23 protein-coding genes are annotated in these 25870 nt (G+C 67.8%); 12 read left to right on the plus strand and 11 right to left on the minus strand.

Features of this window, described 5'->3' with window-relative positions:
- Positions 1–12: 12 nt before the first annotated feature.
- The 4 genes from E9232_RS18775 to E9232_RS18790 form a co-directional block, all read right to left on the minus strand.
- A complete protein-coding gene (locus E9232_RS18775) occupies positions 13–1302 on the minus strand; it encodes an NAD(P)/FAD-dependent oxidoreductase (protein ID WP_309796284.1) in 1290 nt (429 codons plus the stop codon).
- Between the two features lie 119 nt (positions 1303–1421).
- Complete coding sequence (zigA, locus tag E9232_RS18780; RefSeq protein ID WP_309796286.1) at positions 1422–2636, minus strand: zinc metallochaperone GTPase ZigA; 1215 nt, start codon at positions 2634–2636, stop codon at positions 1422–1424.
- Entirely contained in the window at positions 2633–2914 is a 282-nt protein-coding gene (locus E9232_RS18785) for a hypothetical protein (RefSeq protein ID WP_309796289.1), read from the minus strand. The genes zigA and E9232_RS18785 overlap by 4 nt, the downstream gene beginning before the upstream one ends.
- A gap of 136 nt (positions 2915–3050) precedes the next feature.
- Positions 3051–3305: a DUF1272 domain-containing protein gene (locus E9232_RS18790; protein ID WP_309796291.1), complete on the minus strand. Its 255-nt coding sequence runs from the start codon at positions 3303–3305 to the stop codon at positions 3051–3053.
- 215 nt (positions 3306–3520) lie between these two features.
- Here E9232_RS18790 and E9232_RS18795 point away from each other — a divergent pair, with 215 nt between their 5' ends.
- Complete coding sequence (locus tag E9232_RS18795; RefSeq protein WP_309796293.1) at positions 3521–4120, plus strand: AP2/ERF family transcription factor; 600 nt, start codon at positions 3521–3523, stop codon at positions 4118–4120.
- A 3-nt stretch (positions 4121–4123) separates the two neighbouring features.
- Here the strand turns inward: E9232_RS18795 and E9232_RS18800 are convergent, their stop codons facing one another.
- A complete protein-coding gene (locus tag E9232_RS18800) occupies positions 4124–5407 on the minus strand; it encodes a glutamine synthetase family protein (RefSeq protein ID WP_309796295.1) in 1284 nt (427 codons plus the stop codon).
- Between the two features lie 271 nt (positions 5408–5678).
- Here E9232_RS18800 and E9232_RS18805 point away from each other — a divergent pair, with 271 nt between their 5' ends.
- The 4 genes from E9232_RS18805 to E9232_RS18820 all read left to right on the plus strand — a co-directional run bounded on the left by E9232_RS18805 (position 5679) and on the right by E9232_RS18820 (position 10375).
- The gene (locus E9232_RS18805; RefSeq protein WP_309796296.1) at positions 5679–7019 is read left to right on the plus strand and encodes a glutamine synthetase family protein; all 1341 of its coding nucleotides are present in this window, start codon (positions 5679–5681) and stop codon (positions 7017–7019) included.
- Between the two features lie 180 nt (positions 7020–7199).
- The gene (locus tag E9232_RS18810) at positions 7200–8216 is read left to right on the plus strand and encodes an LLM class flavin-dependent oxidoreductase (protein ID WP_309796298.1); all 1017 of its coding nucleotides are present in this window, start codon (positions 7200–7202) and stop codon (positions 8214–8216) included.
- Positions 8217–8395: 179 nt separating this feature from the next.
- Positions 8396–8923 (plus strand): cupin domain-containing protein, encoded by a 528-nt coding sequence (locus E9232_RS18815; RefSeq protein WP_309796300.1) that lies wholly within the window; start codon positions 8396–8398, stop codon positions 8921–8923.
- Between the two features lie 198 nt (positions 8924–9121).
- Entirely contained in the window at positions 9122–10375 is a 1254-nt protein-coding gene (locus E9232_RS18820) for an Hsp70 family protein (RefSeq protein ID WP_309796302.1), read from the plus strand.
- A gap of 9 nt (positions 10376–10384) precedes the next feature.
- Here the strand turns inward: E9232_RS18820 and E9232_RS18825 are convergent, their stop codons facing one another.
- The 4 genes from E9232_RS18825 to E9232_RS18840 form a co-directional block, all read right to left on the minus strand.
- A complete protein-coding gene (locus E9232_RS18825; protein WP_309796304.1) occupies positions 10385–10957 on the minus strand; it encodes a cytochrome b in 573 nt (190 codons plus the stop codon).
- Positions 10954–14142 carry an efflux RND transporter permease subunit gene (locus E9232_RS18830; protein ID WP_309796306.1) on the minus strand — a complete coding sequence of 1063 codons (3189 nt, stop codon included), beginning with the start codon at positions 14140–14142 and terminating at the stop codon, positions 10954–10956. Before E9232_RS18830 ends, E9232_RS18825 begins: the two co-directional genes overlap by 4 nt.
- A gap of 10 nt (positions 14143–14152) precedes the next feature.
- Positions 14153–15343 (minus strand): efflux RND transporter periplasmic adaptor subunit, encoded by a 1191-nt coding sequence (locus E9232_RS18835; RefSeq protein WP_309796308.1) that lies wholly within the window; start codon positions 15341–15343, stop codon positions 14153–14155.
- A 206-nt stretch (positions 15344–15549) separates the two neighbouring features.
- Positions 15550–16404, minus strand: coding sequence for a hypothetical protein (locus tag E9232_RS18840; RefSeq protein WP_309796309.1), 855 nt, complete (start codon positions 16402–16404; stop codon positions 15550–15552).
- Positions 16405–16506: 102 nt separating this feature from the next.
- On the opposite strand from E9232_RS18840, the gene E9232_RS18845 reads away from it, so the two are divergent.
- The 7 genes from E9232_RS18845 (at position 16507) to aguA (ending at position 24753) form a co-directional block, all read left to right on the plus strand.
- The gene (locus E9232_RS18845; RefSeq protein ID WP_309796311.1) at positions 16507–17391 is read left to right on the plus strand and encodes a phosphodiester glycosidase family protein; all 885 of its coding nucleotides are present in this window, start codon (positions 16507–16509) and stop codon (positions 17389–17391) included.
- A 206-nt stretch (positions 17392–17597) separates the two neighbouring features.
- Complete coding sequence (locus E9232_RS18850; RefSeq protein WP_309796313.1) at positions 17598–18983, plus strand: aspartate aminotransferase family protein; 1386 nt, start codon at positions 17598–17600, stop codon at positions 18981–18983.
- Positions 18984–19199: 216 nt separating this feature from the next.
- Complete coding sequence (locus E9232_RS18855; protein ID WP_309796314.1) at positions 19200–20297, plus strand: polyamine ABC transporter substrate-binding protein; 1098 nt, start codon at positions 19200–19202, stop codon at positions 20295–20297.
- A gap of 71 nt (positions 20298–20368) precedes the next feature.
- Positions 20369–21514: an ABC transporter ATP-binding protein gene (locus E9232_RS18860; protein WP_309796316.1), complete on the plus strand. Its 1146-nt coding sequence runs from the start codon at positions 20369–20371 to the stop codon at positions 21512–21514.
- Positions 21515–21519: 5 nt separating this feature from the next.
- Complete coding sequence (locus E9232_RS18865) at positions 21520–22479, plus strand: ABC transporter permease subunit (RefSeq protein WP_309796318.1); 960 nt, start codon at positions 21520–21522, stop codon at positions 22477–22479.
- Positions 22476–23312, plus strand: coding sequence for an ABC transporter permease subunit (locus E9232_RS18870; protein ID WP_309796320.1), 837 nt, complete (start codon positions 22476–22478; stop codon positions 23310–23312). The genes E9232_RS18865 and E9232_RS18870 overlap by 4 nt, the downstream gene beginning before the upstream one ends.
- Positions 23313–23733: 421 nt before the next feature.
- Entirely contained in the window at positions 23734–24753 is a 1020-nt protein-coding gene (gene aguA / locus E9232_RS18875) for an agmatine deiminase (protein ID WP_309796322.1), read from the plus strand.
- A gap of 25 nt (positions 24754–24778) precedes the next feature.
- Here the strand turns inward: aguA and E9232_RS18880 are convergent, their stop codons facing one another.
- On the minus strand, positions 24779–25204 hold the full coding sequence (locus E9232_RS18880; protein WP_374710635.1) for a DoxX family protein: 426 nt from the start codon (positions 25202–25204) through the stop codon (positions 24779–24781).
- A gap of 24 nt (positions 25205–25228) precedes the next feature.
- On the minus strand, positions 25229–25843 hold the full coding sequence (locus tag E9232_RS18885) for an NAD(P)-dependent oxidoreductase (RefSeq protein WP_309796324.1): 615 nt from the start codon (positions 25841–25843) through the stop codon (positions 25229–25231).
- Positions 25844–25870 lie beyond the last annotated feature (27 nt).

A 25870-nucleotide genomic window follows, 5' to 3' on the forward strand; every position in this document is an offset into this window, starting at 1 on the left:
TCCGTCCCGGCGTCACATCAGGTCGCGCAGGCGGTACCAGGTCATGGCCATCACCAGGGCCGGCATGCGCAGCAGCCGGCCGCCGGGGAAGGGCTGGTGCGGGATCCGGGCGAAGACGTCGAATCGGTCCGCCTGGCCGCGAATGGCCTCGGCGATCACCCGCCCGGCCATGCCGGTCAGCAGCACGCCATGGCCGGAGAAGCCCTGGGCGAAGTAGACGTTCGGGGCCAACCGGCCGAAATGCGGCGTGCGGTTGATGGTGATGCCGACATAGCCGCCCCAGCAGTACTCGACCTTGGCGTCGGCCAGGCGGGGCAGGGCGCGGACCATGGTGCGGCGCATCTGGTCGGCCAGCCGCCGCGGCTCGTAGCCGGAATAGCTGACCCCGCCGCCGAACAGCATCCGGGTGTCGTGGCCGAGCCGGTAGTAGTTCAGCACGAAGTTGATGTCGGCCACGGCGAAGCCGGAGGGGATGGTCTGCTGTGCCAGTTCTTCGCCCAGCGGCTCGGTGGCGATGATGTAGGTGCCGACCGGCATGACCCGTGAGCGGATGGTGCGGTCGACCTCGGCCGACAGCGACGGCAGGTAGGCGTTGCCGCACAGCGCCACGAAGCCGGCGGTGATCCGGCCCTTCGGCGTCGTCGCCACCGCCGGGTCGCCCTGGTCCAGCCGGGTGACCGGCGTGTCCTCGAAGATGCGCACGCCCAGCGCCCGGGCCGCATCGGCCAGGCCCAGCGCATAGTTCAGCGGATGCAGCTGGCCGCTGCCGCTGTCGAGCAGCCCGCCGACATAGTCCGGGGCGTCGACCAGCGCCCGGATCTCGGCCCGCGACAGCATCCGGCCCTGGTGGTAGCCGAGGCCCTCCCATTCCGCGGCATGATCCTGCAGCTCGGCCATGTGGCGGCGCTTGAGCGCCCCCAGCACATAGCCCCAGCGCAGGTCGCAGTCGATGCCGTGGCGCTCGACCCGGTCGCGCAGGATGGTCTTCGCCTCCTCCGACATGTCCCACAGCTTGCGGGCGTCGTCGCGGCCGACCCAGGCGGCGATGGTGCTGATGTCCTTGTTGAAGCCGGTCACTGCCTGGCCGCCATTGCGGCCCGAGGCGCCCCAGCCCACCCGCTTGGCCTCGACCAGCACGACGTCGAGGCCGCGTTCCCTCAACTCGATCGCGGCGCTGAGCCCGGTGTAGCCGCCGCCGACCACGAGCACGTCGCAGCGCAAATCCTCGTCCAGGGACGGGAAGCGCAGGGTGCGGTTGGCGGTGGCGGCGTACCAGGAGCGCACGTGCTCGGCAGCTTGCATGACACGACGATCGTGGCCTCGGATGCCGCCTTCAATAGCTTGGGCCGGGGAGGGGCGGCCAGCACGGCGAACGCCCGGTCCGCCATGCCGGTGCCGCATGGCGGACCGGGCGCCTCCGCTCAGGCGTCGCGGCCCCAGGCAGGGAAGGGATCGGGCAGGTCGGCCCAGGCGTCCGGGTCGAAGGTCTCGGCGTCGACCAGGCAGGCATCGAGGCTCTGCCGGATCGCCGCCTGGTCCATGTCGATGCCGATGAACACCAGCTCCTGCCGGCGGTCGCCGAAGACCGGGTCCCAGCGGCTGTCGATCAGCTGGCGCATTTCCGGATGGTCGGGCCAGCGGTCGCGCGGGATCGCCGCCCACCAGAAGCCGATCGCCTCATGGCGCAGGAAGGCGCCGGCCTGGCTCATCTCCCCGACCCAGCGCGGGCGGGTGGCCAGCCAGAAATGGCCCTTGGAGCGGATCACGCCCGGCCAGGTCCGGTTGAAGACGGCGTTCAGGCGGGCGGGGTGGAAGGGGCGGCGGGCGCGGTAGACGAAGCTCTCGACGCCGTATTCCAGCGTCTCCGGCTTGTGGTCGGCGAAGTGGTACAGTTCCTTGTACCAGAGCGGGTGTTCGCGGGCCCGGTCGAAGTCGAAGCGCCCGGTGTCGAGGATGGCGTCCAGCGCGACGGCGCCGAAATTCGCCTCGACGATGGCGGCCTCCGGGTTCAGCCCGGCGACGATGCGGCGGACAATCTGGCGCTGCTCCGGCGTGGCGGCGTCGATCTTGTTGATCACCACGACATCGGCGAATTCGATCTGGTCGACCAGCAGGTCGACCAGGGTGCGGCCGTCCTCGTCGCCGGCGGTCTCGCCGCGGTCGCGCAGGAAGTCGGTCGAGCTGAAGTCGCGCAGCAGGTTGGCGGCATCGACCACCGTGACCATGGTGTCGATCCGCGCCACGTCGCCCAGCGACATCTCGGCCTCGTCACGGAAGTCGAAGGTCGCGGCCACCGGCAGCGGCTCCGAGATTCCGGTCGATTCGATCACCAGGTGGTCGAAGCGGCCCTGCTCGGCCAGGCGGCGGACCTCGTGCAGCAGGTCGTCGCGCAGGGTGCAGCAGATGCAGCCATTGGTCATCTCGACCAGAGTCTCGTCGGTGCGGCTGAGGTTGCCACCGCCGTCGCGGACCAAATCCGCGTCGATGTTCACCTCGCTCATGTCGTTGACGATGACCGCGATCCGGCGGCCTTCGCGGTTGTTCAGGATGTGGTTCAGCAGCGTGGTCTTGCCGGCGCCGAGGAAGCCGGACAGCACGGTGACGGGTAGGCGGGTGTCGGGCTGCGGCATGGTCATGACACCAGCTGCGGGCGGGCGGGTTCGGCCGCCGCGGTGTCGAGGCGCAGCTCGATCGACAGCGAGCCCAGCAGGTCGGCGCAGCGGTCCATGCCATGGACGGCGACCAGCCGCGGCATGGCTTCGGTCAGCAGCGCTGTTGCAAGGGCCGCAGGGGACAGACCGATGGCCTCCAGGCCGGTGAGGAGCGTCCGGATCTCTCCGGTGGCGCGGGTGAAGCCGGCCGGCGTCCGGATCCCGGGCGCGATCTGTTCGGTGGTGGTGCTGTGGTCTGGCATCCTGGCTCGTCCTTTGATCTTAATGTTATATCATAACAATAAAGATCAAAGCGCAACCCCCGATGCGCCGGGCGGTCGGATCGCGAGTCGATCACGATGGATTCGGAGGAAGGACCGGGAGCCGAATCTCCGGGTCTCAGCCGGTCGCCTGGCCCCGGCACGGCCCCGGTTTGAACACCCGCACTGTCGCGGCAGGGTGTCGCAGCAGCGCCGCCGGCGGCCGGATCGGCCGGGGCATGAAGCCGCCGCCGCAGTTCGGGCACCGGCCGCCCAGCACCGTCTCGGCACAGGTCGAACAGAAGGTGCATTCGAAGCTGCAGATCATCGCCTCCGGTGACTCCGGCGGCAGGTCGCGATCGCAGCATTCGCAGCCAGGGCGCAGTTCCAGCATGGAGGCCTCCTCGACACCGACCGCTTCAGGATGGCGACGGCCGGCCGCGGCGGCGAGGCCATTCTGCCGTCGCTTTCGGCCATTTCCAGCGCGCCGGATCGCCCATTTCACCCGGGCCCGTCGCCGGAAACCTGATTTCTCGTTTTTGGATTCATACAGTTCAGTAAGTTGCAGACTATTCCGACAAAAAGGGTACGCTTGGGAGTCAGTATCCGTTGCTGATCAACCCGGAGATATCGATGCGCGTCGGCCGAATTGACGATCCCGCCAAACGGATGCTCGGGTGGCTCGTGCGATATTCGGTGGCCGGTCGACATACCCGGAAATTCTTCTCCGACCTGGTGTTCGGGACGTCGGCCGAGGCCAAGGCGGCAGCCGTGGCGTTCGCCCTGGCACATCTCGGGGAGCACACCGAGATCCGCTCGCTGCGCACCCGGCTGATGCCGCGCAAGAACACGCCGCACGGCGTGCCCGGGGTGGCGCGCTATATCCGCCCCGGCGGGACCTCGGCGTTCTGGACCGCCTATTGGACGCGGGACGGGGTGCGGCAGCAGAAGAAATTCTCGGTGGCGCTGCATGGCGAGCACGATGCCCGGGAGCTGGCCTTCTCGATGCGCGCCGAGATGACGGCCGACAGTGCTGAGCGGCTGGCGGAACTGCTGGAGATCTACGCGCCCGATCGCGCTGGCCCCGCCAAGAAGGCCGCGCACCGGCCGAAGCAGAAGGTGGCCGAACCGGCGCGTGCCGCAGCCCCCAGCCGGCGACCCAAGCCGTCGGTCGGCTCGGATCGCCGGGAGAACCGGCGGCAGGCCTGATCCTCAGACTTTATTCAGATACCAGTCGTATTCCAGCTGGGTGATCTGGGAGAAGAACTTGTCGCGCTCGGCCCATTTCAGGGCGAGGTAGACGTCCAGGAAGCGGCGGCCGAAGACCTCGTTGTAGAAGGCCGAACTGTCGAGCTGCTCCAGCGCGACGATCCAGGACGAGGTCAGCGTCGGCTCGATCTTGTCATAGGCATTGCCCTGGATCGGCGGGCCCGGATCGATCTGCCGCTGGATGCCGTGATGCGCCCCGGCCAGCACCGCCGCGACCACCAGATAGGGGTTGCAGTCGGCCCCGGCCACCCGATGCTCGACGCGGCGGTCCTTCGGCTTGCCCGGCGGGATGCGCAGCGAGACGCTGCGGTTGTTCGCCGCCCAGGTCGGGGCGTGCGGCACGTAGGAATTCGGCTGGAACCGGCGGAAGGAATTCTGGTTCTGGGCGAACACCGCCATGCCGTCGGCCATGGTGGCGCCCAGGCCGCCGATCGCATGGCGCAGCATCGGGGTGCCGTGCGGGTCGTCGGCCGCGAACAGGCTGACGCCATTGTCGTCCAGCATGCTCATATGGATGTGGAAGCCGCTGCCCGCCTGGTCGGGGTAGGGTTTGGCCATGAAGGTGGCCTCGACCCCGTGCTTGGCCGCCACCGACCGGACCACGCGCTTGAACAGCACCGCGTCGTCGCAGGCCTCGAGCGGGTCGCTGACATGGCGCAGGTTGATCTCGTACTGGCCCGGGGCGTATTCCGAGACGAGGCTGTCGACCGGGATGCCCTGGGCCACGCAGGTGTCGTAGATCTCGTGCAGCAGCTCGTTGAAATCGTGCAGCTCGTCGATGCCATAGACCTGGGTGGTGTCCTGCCGCTTGCCGCTGACCGGTGAGACCGGCGGGCGGGGCCGGCCGTCCTCGCCGCGCTTGCGGTCGACCAGGTAGAATTCCAGCTCGACCGCCACCACCGGGTTCAGGCCGTCGGCCTTCAGCCGGTTGACGATGTTGGCCAGCACGGTGCGCGGATCGGCGAAGAAGGGGGACCCGTCGAGATCCTGCATCGCCAGCAGCACCTGGCCGGTCGGTCGCGACAGCCAGGGCACCGGGTCGAGCGTGTGGGGGACGGGGAAGCAGTCGCGATCCGCATCGCCGTCGGCGAAGCCGAGGCCGGTTTCCTCGACGGTCTCGCCGGTGATGTCGGTGGCGAACAGCGAGCCGGGGAAGGTCAGTCCATCGCGGAAGATCTTGTCGAGCGCGGTGACCGGGACCTTCTTGCCGCGCAACACGCCGCACATGTCGCAAACCAGGGCGTCGATGTGGGTAATGTCAGGATATTGCGCGCGGAAATTGTTTACGATGTCGTTCGATGTATTGCCATGCATTTGGTCACGCATTTGTTGCCGAGAGGTCGCCATCCTCGCAGGCGGCACGAAACTGTCAAGCCGGGCCGGATTTCTTGCGGTTTTCACATCAGCCCCCTTCCCACCCCCCGGGGGGGCTCAGCTATGGTGGTCGCTCTCCGAAACGAGAAGCGGGGTCCGCCTAAAGGGGCGGCACCATGATTTTATGCAGAAGCTGGAAGACTTCATTCACGAACACGGCGTGACCGAAGTCGAGTGCCTGGTGCCCGATATGAACGGGATTGCCCGGGGTAAGATTCTTCCCGACGAGAAATTCATCAAGGGCCTGAAGACCCGCGGGATGCGCATCCCGGAATCGATCTTCATGCAGACGGTGACGGGCGACTATCCCGACGACGACGTCACCAGCCCCGCCGACATCGACATCTACATGGTGCCGGACCCGGAGACGGCCCGCATCGTGCCCTGGTACCAGGAGCCGACGGCGCAGGTGATCTGCGACGCCGAATATGTCGACGGCAGCCCGTGCGAGATCTCCTGCCGCCACGTGCTGCGCCGGGTGCTGAAGCTGTACGAGGCCAAGGGCTGGAAGCCGCTGGTGGCGCCCGAGCTTGAATTCTACCTGGTGAAGAAGAACATCGACCCGGACTATCCGTTGGAGCCGCCGATCGGCCGGTCCGGCCGGCCGGAGACCGGGCGCCAGTCCTACGGCATCGATGCGGTCAACGAATTCGACCCGATCTTCGAAGAGATCTACGACCATTGCGAGGCGATGGGCCTCGATGTCGACACCCTGGCGCATGAGGCCGGGGCGGCGCAGATCGAGATCAACTTCAACCATGGCGACGCGCTCGACCTCGCCGACCAGGTGCTGATCTTCAAGCGCACGGTGCGCGAGACGGCGATGCGCCACGACGTCTACGCCACCTTCATGGCCAAGCCGCTGCAGAACGAGCCGGGCAGCGCCATGCATCTGCACCAGAGCGTGAACGACGCCAAGACCGGGCGGAACCTGTTCGCCACCGACACCGGCGGCAACAGCGAGCTGTTCCTGTCCTACATCGCCGGCCTGCAGAAGTTCGTGCCGGCGGCGATGCCGCTGTTCGCCCCGAACGTGAACTCGTACCGCCGCCTCGATCCCGAGAGCGACGCACCGATCAACGTGCATTGGGGCATGGACAACCGCACCGTCGGTTTCCGGGTGCCGATCGACGAACCCCAGGCCAAGCGGGTCGAGAACCGCGTCGCCGGCGCCGACTGCAACCCGTATCTGATGTTCGCGGCGTCGCTGGCCTGCGGCTATCTCGGCATCGTCAACGAGATGACGCCGTCGAACCCGGTCGAGGGTTCGGCCAAGCGGCTGGCCTTCACCCTGCCGCGCCACCTCTATGACAGCCTGAACAAGTTCTCGGCCTCGCGCCCGCTGCGCGAGGTGCTGGGCGACAAGCTGGTCGATGCGGTGTGGTGGGTGAAGAACAAGGAGTACGACGCCTACCACCGCGTCATCAGCTCGTGGGAACGCGAGAACCTGCTGCTGAACGTCTGACCCTGGCGCCGGGCCGGTTTCGGCCGGCCCGGCGCCCGGCCGCGCCCCGGGCTTCGGTGCGAGTCCCGCGCCTGTCCACTGGTGGAATCCGCCGGCCGCGGATGACGGCCATGCCCTGCGCGGGCATGTCGGGTGGCACGGCGCCCTTGAACCGGCGCCGCGGCTGCCAAAGTTCAAGCCATGACATTGCCCCTCTCGGTCCTCGACCTCGCGCCGATCGCCTCCGGCTCCCCGCCCGGCCAGGCCGTCCGCAATTCGCTCGACCTCGCCCGGCTGACCGATCGCCTCGGCTACGTCCGATACTGGGTGGCCGAGCATCACTCGATCCCCGGCGTGGCCTCGACCGCGCCGGAGATCCTGATCGGCCACGTGGCCCAGGTGACCGAGCGCATCCGCGTCGGCTCCGGCGGCGTGATGCTGCCGAACCACGCGCCGCTGCGGGTGGTCGAGGCCTTCAAGATGCTGGAATCCCTGCATCCCGGCCGGATCGACCTCGGCCTCGGCCGCGCCCCGGGCTCGGACGGGCTGACCGCGCTGGCGCTGCGCCGGTCGCGCGACGCGGTCCATGCCGACGATTTTCCCGAGCAGTATGCCGAGCTGCGGGCCTTCGCCGACGGCACCTTCCCGGCTGACCACGGCTTCCGGTCGGTCCGTGCCGTGCCTGAGGACGTGCCGCTGCCGCCGGTGTGGATGCTGGGCTCCAGCGATTTCGGCGCCCGCTTCGCCGCCCATATCGGCGTCGGCTTCGCCTTCGCCCATCATTTCAGCCCGCAATACACGATGCCGGCGATGCATCTGTACCGCACCAATTTCCAGCCCTCGGCGACGATGCAGGCGGCGCATTCGATCCTGACCGTCTCGGTCTACTGCGCCGAGGATGCGGAGGAGGCCGAGCGGCTGGCGCTGCCGCACCAGATGTCGATGGCGCGGCTGCGCACCAACCGCCCGATCCAGCTGCCGAGCCCGGAGGAGGTGCTGGCCTATCGGTATTCGCCGGAGGAGCAGCGCCTGGCCGAAAGCTCGCGCCGCAACCAGATCGTCGGCACGCCCGAGACGGTGAAGGCCGAGATCGAACGCCTGGCCGGCGAGACCGCGGCCAGCGAGGTGATGATCACCAGCATGATCCACGACCACGCCGCCCGCCTGCGGTCCTACGAGTTGGTGGCGCAGGTGTTCGGGATGACGCCCGTGGCTTGAAGACAAGGCCGCGCCGCCTCGGCTTCAGCCGGGGCGGGCGCTCTTTCCCATGGGCCAGCTGGCCATGACTGCCTTTGCGCTTCTGTTGCATTCATAGCGCTAATCCGCTTGTCCTGTAACACCTGCCAAACACAACAAGAGGATCTTTCGGGCAGCTGAGCTCGAAAGAGGATCCTGAGATGTCTGGCGATCAGGCCAAATCGGACGCGCATGAAATATTCTCGCCGCAGCAGAATGCGCGGCCGGGAAACCGCTACCTGACCGAGCTGACCGACGGCGATGGGGATTACTGCGTGATGCAGTGCACGTTGCCGCCTGGCGTGATCGTGCCGCTGCACAGCCATGCCGATCGCGAGACCTTCTATGTCATCGACGGACATCCGGATGCCTTCCTGGGTGATCGCTGGCAGACGCTCGGCCCGGGGGATGTGTTCGACGCCCAGGACGGCATCCGGCACGCCTGGAGAAATTCGTCCGGGGCCACCGTCTCCATGCTGTGCGTGACCACCATGCGGATGGGCCGGTTCCTGCGCGATGCCGCGGTCGGCCGGGCCTCGGCTGATCCGGCGAAGGACGCCCAGCGCTTCCTGAAGCTGGTCCAGGAGTACGGATACTGGCTCGCCAGCCCGGAAGAGAATGCCGCCATCGGGCTCACCATCCATTGGGATGGCGATGGCAGGCGTAAGCAGGGCCTCGATCCGGCCTGATCTCTGAGACTGTGGAAGGGCCAGGCGGCGGCGCCCGCACGCCTCCGCCCCTCGGACGATGATCGGCCTGCCTCATCGCCGCACCCGGCGGGAGACCCCTTGCGCCCCTTGGCGGGCCGCGCTAAATCCCCCGCCCTTTCCCAACAGCCCCGTCCGATCGGACCTGGGGCTTTTCTGCTTTGCGGAGCGGAGGCGGACATGACGGTCTGCGGCCTGGATTTCGGCACCTCGAACTCGACCCTCGGCATCGTCGACGGGCAGGGCGCGCGGCTGCTGCCCCTGGAAGGCGCGGCGACGACGCTGCCCAGCGCGATCTGGTTCGACCTGGTCGGCGGCGCGCCGCAGTTCGGCCGCTCGGCCATCGACTCCTATGTCGAAAGCCTGGAAGGCCGGCTGATGCGGTCGATCAAATCCGTGCTCGGCACGCCGCTGATCGAGGAAGACACCTGGGTCGGGCGTGAGCGGATCGGCTTCAAGCGGGTGATCTCCCTGTTCCTGGCCGAGATGAAGGCGCGGGCGGAAGCGGCCTGCGGCCACGCGCTGGAGCGGGTGGTGCATGGCCGGCCGGTGCATTTCGTCGACGACGACCCGGCCGGCGACAGCAAAGCCCAGGACGCGCTGGAGGCCATCGCCCGCGAGGCCGGCTTCACCGAAGTGTCGTTCGAATACGAGCCGATCGCCGCGGCCCGGACCTACGAGGCCGGGCTGTCGCGGGAGGAGGTGGCGCTGATCGTCGACATCGGTGGCGGCACCTCCGACATCTCGATCGTGCGGCTGGGCCCGCAGCGCCGGGCGCTGCCGGACCGGGCGGGCGACATCCTGGCCAATGACGGCATCCGGCTGGGCGGTACCGACGTCGACCGGCTGTTCAGCCTGGCCACGGTGATGCCGGCGCTCGGTCTCGGCACCAAGATGAAGCGCCCCGGCGCGGTGGCGCCCAGCCGCTACTTCCACATGCTGGCGACCTGGAGCCGGATCAACGCCCTCTACGCGCCCAAGGTGGTGGCGGAGATCCAGGACGTGCAGCGGGAATCGCGCGATCCGAAGAAGTTCGACCGGTTGCTGCGGGTGCTGGAGAACAATCTCGGCCACAGCTTGGCGCTGCGGGTCGAGGCCGCGAAGATCGCGCTGGGCGACCGCGACCCGACCGTGATCGACCTTCGCCTGGTCGAGCCCAAGCTGGGGCTGCGCGCCGGCCGGGCGGCATTGGACATGGCGATCCATGACGCGGTCGGCCGGCTGTCCGCCCTGATCCGCCGCTGCATCCAGACGGCGGGCCTCGCGCCGCACCAGCTCGACGCCGTGTTCCTCACCGGCGGCTCGGCCCTGTTGCCGGCCTTCCGCGCGGCGTCGCTGGCCGAGGCGCCGGGCGCCCGGGTGGTCGAGGGCGACAGCTTCGGCGCGGTCGGCGTCGGCCTGGCCATCGAGGCGCAGCGCCGGTATGGGCCGTAAGGTCCGGATTTAAGTCCCGGTTTGCTCCGGCAGCATCCGGTCCAAGGTGCCGTCCCGCCGGATGGCGACATGCCAGACCGCCGCCGCGATGTGCAGCGCGACCAAGCCATAGACCGCCCATTGCCCGATCGCATGGGCGGTGCTGCCGATCTGCCAGACCGCTTCGGTCGCCGGGGTCAGCAGCGGCACCTCGAACAGGCCGAAATACGGGATGGCGCGGCCATGGCCGGCGGACATCAGATAGCCGCTGAGCGGCATTGCCAGCAGCGCGAGGTAGAGCAGCCAGTGACTTGCCATGGCCGTGGCGGATTCCCAGGCCGCCCACCGCGTCGCGGGCGGCGGCGGATGGTTCGCCCGCCACATCAGCCGCGCGGCGGTCAGGGCCAGGATCGTCAGCCCGACCGATTTGTGCAGCATGACGGCGGTGGCGCGCGAGGCGTCGGCGTTCGGCAGGCTCTCCATCACCCAGGCCAGGACCAGGACGGCGGCCATCAGCGCCGCCGAGATCCAGTGCAGCCATTGGGCAGCGGCGGTGTAGCGGCCGGTGGTCCCGGGCGCGGCGGTCTTCACATCCGTGCTCATTCGTGGCCCTCCTGCAATGACGGGGATGGCGCGGCGGTGCTGATGGAAAGCCGTCGGGCGGCCTGCTCCATCCCGCGGCAGGCGACGTAGAAGGCGGGGGTGAAGATCAGGCCGAAGACGGTGACGCCGGCCATGCCGAAGAACACCACCACGCCCAGCGACTGGCGCATCTCTGCCCCGGCGCCGGTGGCCAGCACCAGCGGCAGCACGCCGAGGATGAAGGCCAGCGAGGTCATCACGATCGGTCGCAGCCGCACCCGCGCCGCCTCGATCGCGGCGGCGAAGCGGTAGGCGCCGGCGGCCTCGGCCTGGCGCGCGAACTCGACGATCAGGATCGCGTTCTTGGCGGCCAGCCCGATCAGCACCACGAAGCCGATCTGCGCCAGGATGTTGACGTCCATGGCGGCGGCCAGGAGGCCGGTCAGCGCCGCCAGCAGGCACATCGGCACGATCAGGATCACCGACAGCGGCAAAGTCCAGCTCTCGTACAGCGCGGCCAGCAACAGGAAGACGAACACCGCCGAGGCCGCAAAGACCAGGAGGGCGCTGGTGCCGGCCAGCCGCTCCTGCAGCGCCACCTCGGTCCATTCGAAGCCATAGCCGTCGGGCAGGGTCTCGGCGGCGATCTGCTCCATCCGGTCCAACGCGGTGCCGGTCGACACGCCGGCCGCCGCCGCGCCCTGCACCTCGGCCGCTGGGTACAGGTTGTAGCGCGGGATGCGGTACGGGCCGGCCCGCTCCTCGAAGGTCGCGACCGAGCCCAGCGGCACCATGGCGCCGGAGTCGCTGCGGGTCTTCAGCCCTTCCAGCGCCGCCGGGTCCTGGCGGAACCGGGCATCGGCCTGGGCCCGGACCTGGAAGGTGCGGCCCAGCAGGTTGAAGTCGTTGACATAGGCCGAGCCGAGATAGATCTCGAGCGTCTCGAACACGCGGGATGCCGGCACCCCCAGCATCTCCGCCTTCACCCGGTCGATATCGGCGTACAGCTTCGGCGTCGCCGTGTTGAACGGGCTGAAGACATTGGTGAATTCGGGCGACTGGCCGGCCGCGGCGACGACCTGGCGCACCGCCGCCTCCAGCTCCTCCGGCGTGCCGCCGGCGAGGTCCTCGACCATCAGCTTGAAGCCGCCGGTGTTGCCCATGCCGCGGACCGAGGGCGGCTTGATCGGGATCACCCGCGCCTCCGGCACATCGGCCAGGCGGGCGGTCAGGTCGGCGATGATCCGGTCGACGGTCTGGCCGCGCGCCGCCCGTGCCGCATAGGGATCCAGGATGGCGAAGACGACGCCGCTGTTCGAGGCGTTGGTGAAGGTGGCGCCGTCGAGGCCGGCGATGGCGACCGTGTGGGCCACGCCCGGGGTCGCGTCCAGCCGGTCGGAGACCGCCTTCATCGCCGCGTCGGTGCGGGCCAGGGCGGCGCCGGGCGGCAGCTGCACCGCGGTCAGGAAATAGCCCTGGTCCATCACCGGGATGAAGCCGGTCGGCGCCCGGCTGAACTGCCAGCCGGTCAGCCCCAGCAGCCCGGCATAGGCGACCAGCATCAGCAGCCCGACGCGCAGCAGCCGGCGGGTCAGCCCGCCATAGCCGAGCGACATCAGGTCGAAGCCGGCGTTGAAGCCGCGGGCGCCAGCGGCCAGGCCACGCAGCAGCGGGTTGCGGGGCCTGGCGGCATGATCGCTGTGTGGTCGCAGCAGCAGGGCGCACAGCGCCGGGCTCAGCGTCAGCGACACGAAGGCGGAGATCGCGGTCGCCGCGGCGATGGTGACCGCGAACTGGCGGAAGAACCGGCCGGAGATGCCGGACATCATCGCCGCCGGGACAAACACCGCGCACAGCACCAGGGCGATGGCAATCAGCGCGCCGCCGATCTCCTCCATCGACTTGTGGGCGGCTTCCTTCGGCGACAGGCCGGCGCGCAGATGGCGTTCGGCATTCTCGACCACCACGATGGCGTCGTCGACCACGATGCCGATGGCCAGCACCAGGCCGAGCAGCGACAGGTTGTTCAGCGAATAGCCCAGCCCGGCCATCACGGCGAAGGTGCCGATCAGCGAGATCGGGATCGCCAGGATCGGGATGATCGCCGCCCGCCAGCTGTGCAGGAACAGGATCACCACCAGCACCACCAGGGCGATCGCCTCGAGGATCGCCTTGTAGACCTCGCCGACGGATTCAGCGATGAACCGGGTCGGGTTGAAGGGGATGGCGTAGTCGACGCCGGCCGGCAGGCTGCGGCCCAGCTGCGCCATGGCCGCCACCACGCGGTCGGCGGTCTCCAGCGCGTTGGAACCGGGCTGCTGGAACACCTGGATCGGCTGCGAGGTCCGCCCGTCGAACAGGGCGCCGCCGCGGAAGCTCTGCGCCGTCAGCTCGACCCGGGCGACGTCGCGGATCCGGGTGACGCGGCCGTCGGCGTCGGTCTTGACGATGATGCCCTCGAACTCGGCGGGGTCGGACAGGCGTCCCAGCGTCTCGACATTCAGCTCGAAGGCGCCGTCGGACGACGCCGAGGGCTCGTTCACCACGCCGGCCGCCACCTGCACGTTCTGGGCCCGCAGCGCCGCCAGCACCTCGCCGGCGGTCAGGTTGCGGGCCGCGACCGCGTCCGGGTCCAGCCAGACCTGCATGGCGTAGTCGCGGGCCGTGGGCATGCGGACATCGCCGACGCCGTCGACCCGCAGCAGCGCGTCGCGGATTCGCAGCGTGGCGTAGTTGGAGAGGTAGAGCGGCGTGCGCGAGCCGTCCGGCGAGAACAGCTGCACCACCAGCAGGATGTCCGGCGACGATTTCCGCACCGTCACCCCGAGGCGGCGGACCTCCTCCGGCAGCCGCGGCTCGGCCACCGCCACCCGGTTCTGCACCAGCACCTGTGCTTCGTCGAGGTCGGTGCCCAGCGCGAAAGTGACGGTGATCGCCAGCTGGCCGTCGCCGGTGGCCTGCGAGGACATGTAGAGCATGTTCTCGACGCCGTTGATCTCCTGCTCGATCGGCACCGCCACGGTGCTGCTCATCACCTCCGCCGAGGCGCCGGGATACTGGGCGCGGACGACGACGGTGGGGGGCGTGATCTCGGGATACTGCGCCAGCGGCAGCGTGAGATAGCCGGCGATGCCGACCAGGACGATCAGGACCGAAAGCACCGTCGCGAGGATCGGCCGTTCGATGCAGAGATGAGGCAGGCGCATGATCCCGACCTCAGTTGACCAGCGCGGTGGCCGCCGGCGCGATCTCGCCGGGCTGCGCCACCACCTTCTGGCCGGCGCGGGCGCGCAGCAGGCCGTTGATCACCACCCGGTCCTGCGGCCGCAGCCCGCTCTCGACCACGCGCAGGCCCCCCGGCTGGCGGGCGCCGAGCCGGACCGGCGTGGCGCGCAGCGTGTCGTCATCGGCCACGGTCAGGACGATGCGGCTGGCCTGGTCGGTCAGCAGCGCCGTCTCCGGCACCAGCAGGGCGTCGCGCTCGCCGGAGGAGGCAAGGCGCAGCCGGCCGAACTGGCCGGGGGTGATGAACAGGTCGGCATTGGCCAGCACGGCCCGGGCGCGGATGGTGCCGGCGCCGCTCTCCAGCCGGTTGTCGACGAAGCTCATCGTGCCCCGGTAGGGCCAGCCGTCATCATCCTCCAGCCGCGCCGCGATCGGCACGCCCTGGTCCCGGATCGGCCGCAGATCGCCCGACTTCACCGCCCGCTCATAGGCGACGAAGTCGCGCTCGCTCATGTCGAAGACGAAGTAGATCGGGTCGAGCGCGACAATGGTGGTCAGCAGGGTGCTGGCGTCCGACACCAGGCTGCCGGCATCGACCCGCCGGTTCGACACGCGGCCGCTGATCGGCGCCTTGATCTCGGTGAAGTCGAGGTCCAGCTGCGCCCGCATCAACCCGGCCTGGGCCAGTTCGGAGGCGGCGTCGGCCGCCTGCTTCTGCTGCCGGCGCTGGTCCAGCGTGGCGCGCGAGACGGCGGAGGTGCCGGCCAGCTGCTCCGCCCGGCGCAGTTCCAGATCGGCGAGGTCGCGCTGTGCCCGGGCGCTGGACAGCTGGGCCTGCGCCTCGGCGACCGCCGCCTGGTAGGGGCGGGGGTCGATGGTGAACAGGGTCTGGCCGGCCTGGACGATCTGGCCGTCCTCGAAGCCGATCGACTGCAGGTGGCCCGAGACGCGGGCCCGGATCTCCACGCTCGCAGTCGGCTCGAAGCGGCCGGCATATTCCTGCTGGTCGACCACCCGCCGCACCAGCGGTGGCGAGACGATCACGCTCGGGGCCGGCCGCACGGCCGCCTGGGCCGTGGTCGCCGCGGTGCTCCGCGACGCCTGCCATCCCAACCCTGCCAGCCCACCGACCAGGGCCAGCGCCACAACTCCCGCCAACGTCCGAATGACCGGGCGTCCCATGCCTGCGCTCCCTATGGCGTCGAGTCTTGAGCGGAGGGGACTCCGCTCCTCGACACCGGCGTAGCCTGCAGGCCGGCTGTCTCAGAACTGTGTCGGGGAGGGGCGGGAATTGTCGCGAATTGTGTTGGCGTTACCGCATTGCACAATTCGATACGAAACGGGCTGGATGACGCGTCATCCAGCCCGCACCGTCCATCAGGAGCCGGTCAATTGCAGAAGTTCGGCTGGTACTGGTAGACCCACTGGGTCTTGGTGGTCGAGCTGGCGGAGACCCACGAGGTCATGCCGCGGATGGTGTCGAACATCAGCTTCGAGCGCTGGTCGACCTTGTCCGTGAAGTCGCCGTCCTTGTCCTCGACCTTGAACGACACTTCGGCGTTGGCGACGGTCGCGGACGAGCCGGCGTACCACAGCGTCAGGGTGAACTCCGCATCCTGCTGGCCCAGGTCGCTGTCCGGGCCGTCATAGGTGCGCTCGGTGATCGACAGGTTGCCGACGATGGCGAGCGCCTCCTGCTTTGGCAGGTTCAGCGACTTGGTCGGCGGGAACAGGTCGACCACATCGTCCAGAATGTTCAGGTTCTTGGTGGCCGACAGCGGCTCGGTGGTCGAATGGGAATAGACCCATTCGAACGGCGGGGTGATGTCCGCCTCGAGCTTGGTCTCGGCATCCGACGAGCTGCCGCCGACATTGGTGTTCGCCGCGGTCGACTGGCTGTCGGACCGGAACTTCAGGTTGATCTCGCGCCTGGTGCCCTCGACCCGCTCGCGGAAATTGTAGCCCAGCGTGTTCAGCCGGCAGGTGCCCGGCGAATCGTAGTAGCGGACGGTCCGGACCTTGTCGACGGCGAAGCTGCCGTCGACCGTGCGGTCGAAGCCGGCGGTGGTCAGCTTGGTCCGCAGCTCGCCGAGGAAGGTGTTGGCGGTGGCGACCGGTTGCGCCTGGAACTTGGTGGGGTCGAGCAGGACCTTGTATTCCTTGCCGGTCAGCGTGTCGGCCGCCTGCGCGCTGCCGGCGGCCAGGACCAGGCCGACGAGTCCGAAACGAAGCCATGTCATCATTTGGTGCGAATCCCCCTTCATGAATGGTGCGATCGAATGACAGGCTAGGCGGACTGCATGAAACTGATGTGTCACCCGCCCAAGGATCGGAAGCACCGGCCGATGCGCCTTGCCAGACAGCTGCTGTCGTTGCTCGCCGTGTCGGCGCTGCTCCTCACCGCCGCCTGCGGGACGGGCGTGGAGAAGCCGCGGGCCGACTCCGCCGCCGAACCGCTCCTGGTCGACCCTGCGTCGCCCTCGTTCCAGGCAACCCCGGCGCCGATCACCGAGCGGCGGGAGATCGCGCCCCAATCGGCCGAAACGCTGTGCCGGCCGCTGACCTTCGAAGCGGTCGATTACACGGTCTGCGAGATCGATCTGCGGCGCTACCGGCTGGGCCTGTTCTGGCAGGGGCGGGACGGAACCCCCTACGGCTCGCTCGGCGCCTTCAAGCGGGCCATGGATGCCGCCCATGATCCCGCTTTGGTGGCGATGAACGCCGGCATGTACCAGCCGGACCTGTCGCCGGTCGGCCTGTTCGTCACGGGCGGGCGGGAACTGCACCCCGCGAACTTCGCCGATGGCGACGGCAACTTCTTCATGAAGCCGAACGGCGTGTTCTACGCCGATGGCGAGAGTGCCGGCATCCTGGAGACCGAGGCCTATGAACGGCAGGCCCCGCCGACGCAGATCGCCACCCAGTCCGGCCCGATGCTGGTGATCGACGGCGCCCTGCACCCGCTGTTCAGCGACGACGGCCCGTCGCGCAAGACCCGCAACGGCATCGGCATCCGCGACGGCCACACCGTGGTGTTCGCCATCTCGCGCGACGGCGTCAGCTTCGGCAGCTTCGCCCGGATGTTCCGCGACGGGCTGGGCTGCCGCAACGCGCTCTATCTCGACGGCTCGGTGTCGGCCCTGTCGGCGCCGGGCGGGCTGTCGGTCGGCTGGGGCATCCGCGTCGGCCCGATCCTCGCCGTGTTCGACACCGCCGCGCCAGAGGGTTAGTGACGCCGCGCGCCGGGGACGGTATGCTGCGCGGCATCATGACACGGCCACGGCACCAGCGCAGTTGTCGATCGCGGAAACAGGAGCTGATGCTCCTGTGCGCCCGCATCGGCTACACCCCGCCGCGCGCCTGACCGCTTTGCGGGGCGCCGCGCCGGCGACCCGTCTCCGCCCTTTTTCGATCGGAATTACGCGAGGGTCGCGTCATGAACAGTTTTGCCGCCAGCCGTTCCACCGCCGAGTGGAAGGCGATCGACACCGCCCATCACCTCCACCCCTTCACCGACCACAAGTCGCTGGCCGCCGAGGGCGGCAGCCGGATCATCACCCGCGCCGAGGGCGTCTGGCTGTGGGATTCGGAAGGCCGCCAACTGATCGACGGCATGGCCGGGCTGTGGTGCGTCAATGTCGGCTACGGCCGCAAGGAGCTGGCCGACGTCGCCCATGAGCAGATGCTGGAGCTGCCCTTCTACAACAACTTCTTCAAGACCACGACGCCGGCCGCGGTGGAGCTGTCGAAGAAGCTGGCCGAGATCACGCCGGAAGGGCTGAACCACGTCTTCTACGCCAACAGCGGGTCGGAGGCGAACGACACCATCGTCCGCATGGTCCGCCACTACTGGGACCTGAAGGGCCAGCACCGCAAGAAGGCGATCATCGGCCGCAACTACGGCTATCACGGCTCGACCATGGTGGCGGTGTCGCTGTGCGGCATGGGCGCGATGCACCGCCAGGCCGACCTGCCGTTCCCGGGCTTCCACCACGTCATGGCGCCGTACTGGTACGACTATGGCGGCGACCTCGAGCCCGAGGCCTTCGGCAAGCTGGCCGCCAAGGCGATCGAGGACCGGATCAAGGAGCTGGGGGCCGACAGCGTCGCCGCGGTCATCGCCGAGCCGATCCAGGGCGCCGGCGGCGTCATCATCCCGCCCGCCAGCTACTTCCCCGAGCTGCAGCGCATTTGCAAGCAATACGACGTGCTGCTGATCGCCGACGAGGTGATCTGCGGTTTCGGCCGCACCGGCGAATGGTTCGGCTCCGACCTGTTCGGCATCAAGCCGGACCTGATGACCCTGGCCAAGGGCATCACCTCGGGCTACCTGCCGCTGTCCGCCGTCATGGTCGGCGACAAGGTGGCCGAGACCCTGATCGAGCAGGGCGGCGAGTTCTACCACGGCTTCACCTATTCCGGTCACCCGGTGGCCTGTGCCGTGGCGCTGGCCAACATCCGGATCATGGAGCGGGAAGGGCTGGTCGACCGCACCCGCACCGACATCGGCCCGTATTTCCAGGACCGGTTGCGCGAGGCCTTCGCCGACCATCCGATCGTCGGTGAGGTCCGCGGCGTCGGCCTGATCGCGGCGATCGAGCTGGTCGACGACAAGAAGACCCGCCGTCGCTTCCCGAACTACGGCGAAGTCGGCGCGCTGTGCCGCAACCACAGCTTCGCCAACGACCTGGTGATGCGGGCCACGCGCGACGCCATGGTGCTGTCGCCGCCGTTGGTGATCTCGCGCGACGAGGTCGACGAGCTGGTGCGCCGGGCCAAGGTCGCGATCGATGCCACGGCCCGGGACCTGGGCCGGATGTGACGGGCAGGGCGGTCGCGGATGCGGTCGCCCTTCTTCGTTGGGAATGAAAGGGTTGAGAATGTCATGAACGCAGGGCACAGGAAGGTCGGGTTCGAGCTCCGTCTTGTGCGCTGCGCCATCGGCGCGATTGACAGGTTTCGCGGCGCTGGGGTGCAATGAAATAGGAATGGGGCCGGCTCGACGGGTCTCGAACGATCACAGACAGGGAATGGTTACATGAAGCGTCTCGTGCAAAGCCTCCTTGCGACCGCCGCGCTGTGCGCCGTGGCGGCGCCGGCCCTGGCCGAGGACAAGGTCGTCAACATCTACAACTGGTCCGATTATATCGGCGAGACGACCCTGGCCGATTTCACCAAGGCCACCGGCATCAAGACCATCTACGACACCTATGACGGCAACGAGGCGCTGGAAGCCAAGCTGCTGACCGGCAATTCCGGCTATGACATCGTCGTGCCGACGGCACAGCCTTTCCTGGCCCGGCAGATCAAAGCGAAAGTCTATCTCGAGCTCGACAAATCCAAGATCCCGAACTGGAAGAACCTCGATCCGTCGCTGATGAAGCTGGTCGAGACCGCGGATCCCGGCAACAAGCACGCGATCATCTACCAGTGGGGAACGGTTGGCGTCGGCTACAATGTCGATCAGGTGAAGAAGCGGCTGGGCGACACGCCGCCGGACAGCATCGCCATGGTGCTGGACCCGGAGAACGCCAAGAAGCTGGCCGATTGCGGCATCACCATGCTGGACAGCCCGACCGACGTGCTGCCCTCGGTTCTGAACTATCTCGGTCTCGACCCCAACAGCCAGAAGCCGGAGGATCTGAAGAAGGCGGAAGACGCCCTGATGAAGATCCGCCCCTATCTGAAGTACCTGCATTCGTCGCAGTACATCAACGACTTGGCGGGCGGCAATGTCTGCGTCTCCCTGGGCTGGTCTGGCGATGTCAACATCGCCAAGACCCGGGCCGACGAGGCGAAGAACGGCGTCACCATCGACTACTTCATTCCGAAGGAGGGAGCGCAGATCTGGTTCGACATGGCGGCGATTCCGAAGGATGCGCCGCACCCGGACGAGGCCTACGCGTATATCAACTTCCTGCTCGAGCCGAAGGTCATGGCCGGGATCGACGACTTCGTCGGCTACGGCAATGCGGTGCTCGGTGCGAAGGAGCTGATGAATCCTGACGTCGCCAACGATCCGCGCATCTTCCCGCCCCAGGATGTGATGAAGCGGCTGTTCGCGATCACCGAGGCGTCGTCCAGTTACGAGCGTCTGCGGACGCGGACCTGGACGCGGTTCCGCACCGGCCAGTAAATCGCACGGCCGCCGCATCCCAACAGGGGGCGGCGGCCGTTCCGCATGACGACAGGGGGCCGGAGGCGGAAATGGGTCAGGTAAAGCCGAAACAGCAGGCCGCGCCGCAGCTATGGCGCGATCCGGACGCGAAGCCATATGTCCGGATCGAGAAGGTGACCAAGAAGTTCGGCGACTTCACCGCCGTCGACGATGTCAGCCTGTCGATCTACCGCGGCGAGTTCTTCGCCCTGCTGGGCGGGTCGGGCTGCGGCAAGACCACGCTGCTGCGGATGATGGCCGGGTTCGAGCGGCCGACCGAGGGCAAGATCTTCATCGACGGCGTCGACATGACCGCGGTGCCGCCCTACGACCGGCCGGTCAACATGATGTTCCAGTCCTATGCGCTGTTCCCGCATATGACGGTGGAGCAGAACGTCGCTTTCGGCCTGCGCCAGGACCGGGTGCCGGCGGCCGAGATCAAGAACCGCGTCGCCGAGGTGCTGGACCTGGTCCAGCTCGGCCGCTTCTCCAAGCGCAAGCCGCACCAGCTGTCGGGCGGCCAGCGCCAGCGCGTCGCCCTGGCGCGCAGCCTGGTCAAGAAGCCCAAGATCCTGCTGCTGGACGAGCCGCTCGGCGCGCTGGACAAGAAGCTGCGCGAGCAGACCCAGTTCGAGTTGGTCAACATCCAGGAAAAGGTCGGCATCACCTTCGTGGTCGTCACCCACGACCAGGAGGAGGCGATGACCATGTCCTCCCGCATCGCGGTGATGAATTCCGGCTACATCTCGCAGCTGGGCACCCCGGCGGAGATCTACGAATACCCACAATCGAAGTTCGTCGCCGACTTCATCGGCTCGGTGAACCTGTTCGAGGGGCGGATCGCCGAGGACCACCCCGAGCATGTCATCATCGACAGCCCGGAGGCCGGCTGCCGGCTCTACATCAGCCACGGCCTGCCGGTGCCGGTCGGCACCCAGGTCTGGGTCGCGGTGCGGCCCGAGAAGATCGCCATCTCCAAGGAGCGGGGCGAGGAGGGGACCAACAGCACCAAGGGCGTGGTCAAGGAGATCGCCTATCTCGGCAATCTCTCGATCTATCTGATCGCGCTGCCGAACGGGAAGACGGTGCGGGTCACGGCGCCAAACGTGTCGCGCCTGACCGAGATGCCGATCACCTGGGAGGACGAGGTCTGGCTGTCGTGGCAGCCCTTCGCCGGCGTGGTGCTGACGCAATGACCGCCATGACCGCGAGCGACGCGGCCGACGCCGCCACACCGAAGGCCGCGGCCGGGCCGTCGCTGCTGCGGCGGCTGAGCAGCCGGCTCGGCCGCAATGTCGTGATCGCCATCCCCTATGTCTGGCTGTTCCTGTTCTTCCTCGTCCCCTTCATCATCGTCCTGAAGATCGCCTTCGCCGACAAGGTCATCGGCCAGCCGCCCTACACGCCGCTGTTCGACTGGATCGACGACGTCCATCTCGGCATCTCGCTCAACCTCGGCAACCTGCAGTACCTGCTTGACGACCCGCTTTACGTCAGCGCGTATTTCAGCTCGATCAAGATCGCGGCGATCTCGACGGCGCTCAGCCTGCTGATCGGCTATCCCATGGCCTATGCCATCGCCCGGTCGAGCCAGCAGTGGCGGGTGCCGCTGCTGATGCTGGTGATCCTGCCGTTCTGGACCTCGTTCCTGATCCGGGTCTATGCCTGGATCGGCATCCTCCAGCAGCAGGGGCTGCTCAACAATCTGCTGATCTGGCTCGGCATCATCGACCAGCCGCTGGAGATCCTGCACACCGACACCGCGGTCTATATCGGCATCGTCTATTCCTACCTGCCCTTCATGATCCTGCCGCTCTACGCGACGCTGGAGAAGCTCGACGGGTCGCTGCTGGAGGCGGCGGAGGATCTGGGCTGCCGGCCGTGGAAGGCCTTCCTGCTGATCACTTTGCCGCTGTCGCTGCCCGGCATCATCGCCGGATCGTTGCTGGTCTTCATCCCGGCGGTCGGCGAATACGTCATCCCCGAACTGCTCGGCGGCATCGACACGCTGATGATCGGCAAGGTGCTGTCGAACGAGTTCTTCCAGAACACCGACTGGCCGGTCGCCTCGGCCGTGGCGATCGTGCTGCTGCTGGTCCTGGTCATTCCGATCACGGTCTTCCAATACGTCCAGGCGAAGCAGCAGGAGGCGGAGCAATGAGAAGGCCCTGGTTCCTCTTCACCTGCCTGGTGTTCGGCTACGCCTTCCTCTACGTGCCGATCATCCTGCTGATGATCTACTCGTTCAACGAGAGCCGGCTGGTCACGATCTGGGGCGGCTTCTCGACCAAGTGGTACGGCACGTTGCTTGACAATGCGCAGATGATGGACGCGGCGCGGCGGTCGCTCGAGATCGCGGCGATCTCCGCCACCGTTGCCTGCGTGCTCGGCACCATAGCCGGGCTGGTGCTGGCCCGGTTCGGCCGGTTCCGCGGCCGCACCTTGTTCTCCGGCCTGGTGACGGCGCCGCTGGTGATGCCCGAGGTGATCACCGGCCTGTCGATGCTGCTGCTGTTCGTGGCGATGGAAGGGCTGTTCGGCTTCCCGCAGGGCCGCGGCATGCTGACCATCACCATCGCCCACATCACCTTCTGCCTGGCCTATGTCGCGGTGATCGTACAGTCGCGGCTGGTCAGCCTCGACGAATCGATCGAGGAGGCGGCGATGGACCTGGGGGCCCGGCCGCTGACCGTGTTCTTCTGGATCACCCTGCCGATCATCTCGCCGGCGGTGATCGCCGGCTGGCTGCTGGCCTTCACCCTGTCGCTCGACACGCTGGTCATCACCAGCTTCGTCTCCGGCCCGGGATCGACCACCCTGCCGGTCTACATCTTCTCCAAAGTGAAGCTCGGGGTGACGCCGGAGATCAACGCGCTGGCCACCATCATCGTCGTCATCGTTACCATCGGCGTTCTCATCGCCGGCGGGCTGCTGGTGCGGCATGAACGGATCCGGCAGCGCGACGAGAGATTGGCCTTCGCCGCAGGAAACTGAGGCGGAAGTCCGCTGGATCGGTGTTTTCTTGCTGTTTGCCGGCGATACCGCGCATGACTCTTAGTCATGCGCGGCACGCAGGTGACCCTCGGCGCCGCCCCCTGAGCAAAAATCGGGGCCGATCGACTATATCTACGGCGTTCGAGAGCACCTGAAGAGTTTATCATGTCGTTTCTATCGATCTTTGGAACCATTCGTCTGGCGCCGTTCGGGCGCGGTTTGGCGAAGCGGGAAAAGTCGATCTCTCAGCGCCGCATTTGATTGTTCGCGCTGCAAAACTAGTCCTTCGGACGATCGGTTTCTCGGGCTCGGCCATCTGGCCGGGCCCGTTCCATTTCTGGCCCTGCAAACGGGCTCTTTCATCTCGGCGCGCCGGACGCTAGCCTCTGCCCCTTGAGCGAGACCACAGCGGAAGACCATCGTGCCGGTTCCTGCCTCCCTCGGTTACGTGATGCCTGCGGAATGGGAGCCCCATAGCCGTTGCTGGATGGCGTGGCCCTGCCGCGAGGAAGTGTGGGGCGAGCACCTGGACGCCGCCAGCAAGGCCTATGCCGACGTGGCACTGGCGATCGCCGAGTTCGAGCCGGTGACCATGGTCTGCAACCCCTCCGACGTGGCCGAGGCGTCGCTGACGCTGGGCAACGGCACGGCGATCGACGTGCTGTCGATGGAGATCGACGACAGCTGGATGCGCGATTCGGGGCCGACCTTCCTGCTCGACCGCAACGGCCACCTTGCCGGGGCCCATTGGCGCTTCAACGCCTGGGGTGAGAAGTTCAAGCCCTACAGCCGCGACGCGGTGATCGCCAAGCGGGTGCTGAAACATGTCGGCGCCCAGCGCTTCCGGGCGCCCTTCGTGCTCGAGGGCGGCGCGGTGCATGTCGACGGCGAGGGCACGGTGCTGACCACCGAGCAGTGCCTGCTGAACCCCAACCGCAACCCGGGGCTGACCAAGGCCCAGGTCGAACAGAACCTGCGCGACTGGCTCGGCGTCTCCACGGTGATCTGGCTGCCGGAGGGGATCGAGGACGACGAGACCGACGGCCATGTCGACGAGATCGCCTGCTTCGTCCGGCCGGGCGTAGTGCTGGCGCTGTCGACCGACGACAAGAGCGACGGCAATTTCGACGTGCTGCAGACCAACCTGGACATCCTGCGCTCGTCCAAGGACGCCAAGGGCAGACCGCTCCAGGTGATCGAGGTGCCGCAGCCGGCGCGGCAGGAGCATCGCGGCAAGCGGCTCAGCCTGTCCTACGTCAATTTCTACATCGCCAATGGCGGCATCGTGATGCCGGCCTTCGACGTGGCCGAGGATGAGCGGGCGTTCCGCATCATCCGCGACGCCTTCCCGAACCGCCGCGTGGTCCAGGTCCACGCCCGCGACATCTTCCTCGGCGGCGGCGGCATCCACTGCATCACCCAGCAGCAGCCGGCACCGTAGGGCACCGGCCGCCGTTGGGGATGGGTCAGGCCAGGGCTGGGCGTGAGCTGCCGCCGCGGGCCGCGTCCAGGCTCCACACCCCGCCGCCGGCGGCGGCGAGGTAGAGGAAGATGAAGCTGTACAGCGCCGCCAGCTCACCCTGGTTCAGCAGGGGGAAGAAGCTCGCCGGCGCATGGGCGCTGAAATAGGCCACCGCCATCTCGCCGGACAGGATGAAGGCGACCGGGCGGGTGAACAGGCCGACCAGCAGCAGCAGGCCACCGACGATCTCCAGCACGCCGGCCAGGCCGATCAGCGAGAACAGCTGCAGGCCGTCGAAATACGCCACATGGGGGAAGCCGAGCAGCTTGGCGAAGCCGTGCTGCAGGAAGAACAGCGCGGTGGCGATGCGCAGGATGCTGAGCACGCGCGGCGCCCAATTCCGGTCGAGGGTGTCCGTCAGGCTGGCCACAAATCGTCTCCTGGGGGTTGGGGGTCAGTAGCCGACGGTGAAGCGCTGCTGGCGGTGGGCTGGCTTCTCCAACTCGTCGATCATGGCGACCGCATAGTCCTCCTGGCTGATCCTGCTCTGCCCGTCCGCCCCGATCAGGAGCTGGTCGCGGCCGAGCCGGAACGTGCCAGTGCGCTCGCCCGGCGCGATGATCGCCGAGGGCGACAGGAAGGTCCAGTCGAGATCGGTGGTATCACGCAAAATATTAAGGAAATCCCGGCCCTTCGACGCCTCTTCCTTGTAGATTTCCGGGAACTCCGGCGTGTCGACCAGCGCCTTGCCGGGCGCGACCTCCAGGCTGCCGGCGCCGCCGACCACGAGGTAGCGCTTCGCGCCCGAGGCCTTGACCGCCTGCAGCAGCAAGGCGGGGTCGGAGGCGGTGTAGTGCACGGCGCTGATCACCGCGTCGTGGCCGGCCAGCAGCTTCGCCAGGCCCGTCGCATCGAACACGTCGCCGCGCACCGCCGTCAGCTTCGGATGCCCGGGCAGCTTCTCGGGATTGCGGACGATGCCCGTGACTTCGTGGCCGCGGTTCAGGGCCTCGGCCAGGATCTTGCTGCCGACATTGCCGCTGGCCCCGATCAGCGCGATCTTCGCCATGTGATTCTCCGTTACTCGGTTACGAAC

This window comes from Inquilinus ginsengisoli, from assembly GCF_031453975.1.
GTDB lineage: Bacteria > Pseudomonadota > Alphaproteobacteria > DSM-16000 > Inquilinaceae > Inquilinus > Inquilinus ginsengisoli_A.

Bases quoted from the DNA above. Each gene is read 5' to 3' on its own strand.
- E9232_RS18775 (WP_309796284.1), bottom strand. From the start codon at position 1,302: ATGCAAGCTGCCGAGCACGTGCGCTCCTGGTACGCCGCCACCGCCAAC.
- zigA (WP_309796286.1), bottom strand. From the start codon at position 2,636: ATGACCATGCCGCAGCCCGACACCCGCCTACCCGTCACCGTGCTGTCC.
- E9232_RS18785 (WP_309796289.1), bottom strand. From the start codon at position 2,914: ATGCCAGACCACAGCACCACCACCGAACAGATCGCGCCCGGGATCCGG.
- E9232_RS18790 (WP_309796291.1), bottom strand. From the start codon at position 3,305: ATGCTGGAACTGCGCCCTGGCTGCGAATGCTGCGATCGCGACCTGCCG.
- E9232_RS18800 (WP_309796295.1), bottom strand. From the start codon at position 5,407: ATGTGCGGCGTGTTGCGCGGCAAGAAGGTCCCGGTCACCGCGCTCGAC.
- E9232_RS18805 (WP_309796296.1), top strand. From the start codon at position 5,679: ATGCAGAAGCTGGAAGACTTCATTCACGAACACGGCGTGACCGAAGTC.
- E9232_RS18810 (WP_309796298.1), top strand. From the start codon at position 7,200: ATGACATTGCCCCTCTCGGTCCTCGACCTCGCGCCGATCGCCTCCGGC.
- E9232_RS18815 (WP_309796300.1), top strand. From the start codon at position 8,396: ATGTCTGGCGATCAGGCCAAATCGGACGCGCATGAAATATTCTCGCCG.
- E9232_RS18820 (WP_309796302.1), top strand. From the start codon at position 9,122: ATGACGGTCTGCGGCCTGGATTTCGGCACCTCGAACTCGACCCTCGGC.
- E9232_RS18825 (WP_309796304.1), bottom strand. From the start codon at position 10,957: ATGAGCACGGATGTGAAGACCGCCGCGCCCGGGACCACCGGCCGCTAC.
- E9232_RS18830 (WP_309796306.1), bottom strand. From the start codon at position 14,142: ATGCGCCTGCCTCATCTCTGCATCGAACGGCCGATCCTCGCGACGGTG.
- E9232_RS18835 (WP_309796308.1), bottom strand. From the start codon at position 15,343: ATGGGACGCCCGGTCATTCGGACGTTGGCGGGAGTTGTGGCGCTGGCC.
- E9232_RS18840 (WP_309796309.1), bottom strand. From the start codon at position 16,404: ATGATGACATGGCTTCGTTTCGGACTCGTCGGCCTGGTCCTGGCCGCC.
- E9232_RS18845 (WP_309796311.1), top strand. From the start codon at position 16,507: ATGCGCCTTGCCAGACAGCTGCTGTCGTTGCTCGCCGTGTCGGCGCTG.
- E9232_RS18850 (WP_309796313.1), top strand. From the start codon at position 17,598: ATGAACAGTTTTGCCGCCAGCCGTTCCACCGCCGAGTGGAAGGCGATC.
- E9232_RS18855 (WP_309796314.1), top strand. From the start codon at position 19,200: ATGAAGCGTCTCGTGCAAAGCCTCCTTGCGACCGCCGCGCTGTGCGCC.
- E9232_RS18860 (WP_309796316.1), top strand. From the start codon at position 20,369: ATGGGTCAGGTAAAGCCGAAACAGCAGGCCGCGCCGCAGCTATGGCGC.
- E9232_RS18865 (WP_309796318.1), top strand. From the start codon at position 21,520: ATGACCGCGAGCGACGCGGCCGACGCCGCCACACCGAAGGCCGCGGCC.
- E9232_RS18870 (WP_309796320.1), top strand. From the start codon at position 22,476: ATGAGAAGGCCCTGGTTCCTCTTCACCTGCCTGGTGTTCGGCTACGCC.
- E9232_RS18885 (WP_309796324.1), bottom strand. From the start codon at position 25,843: ATGGCGAAGATCGCGCTGATCGGGGCCAGCGGCAATGTCGGCAGCAAG.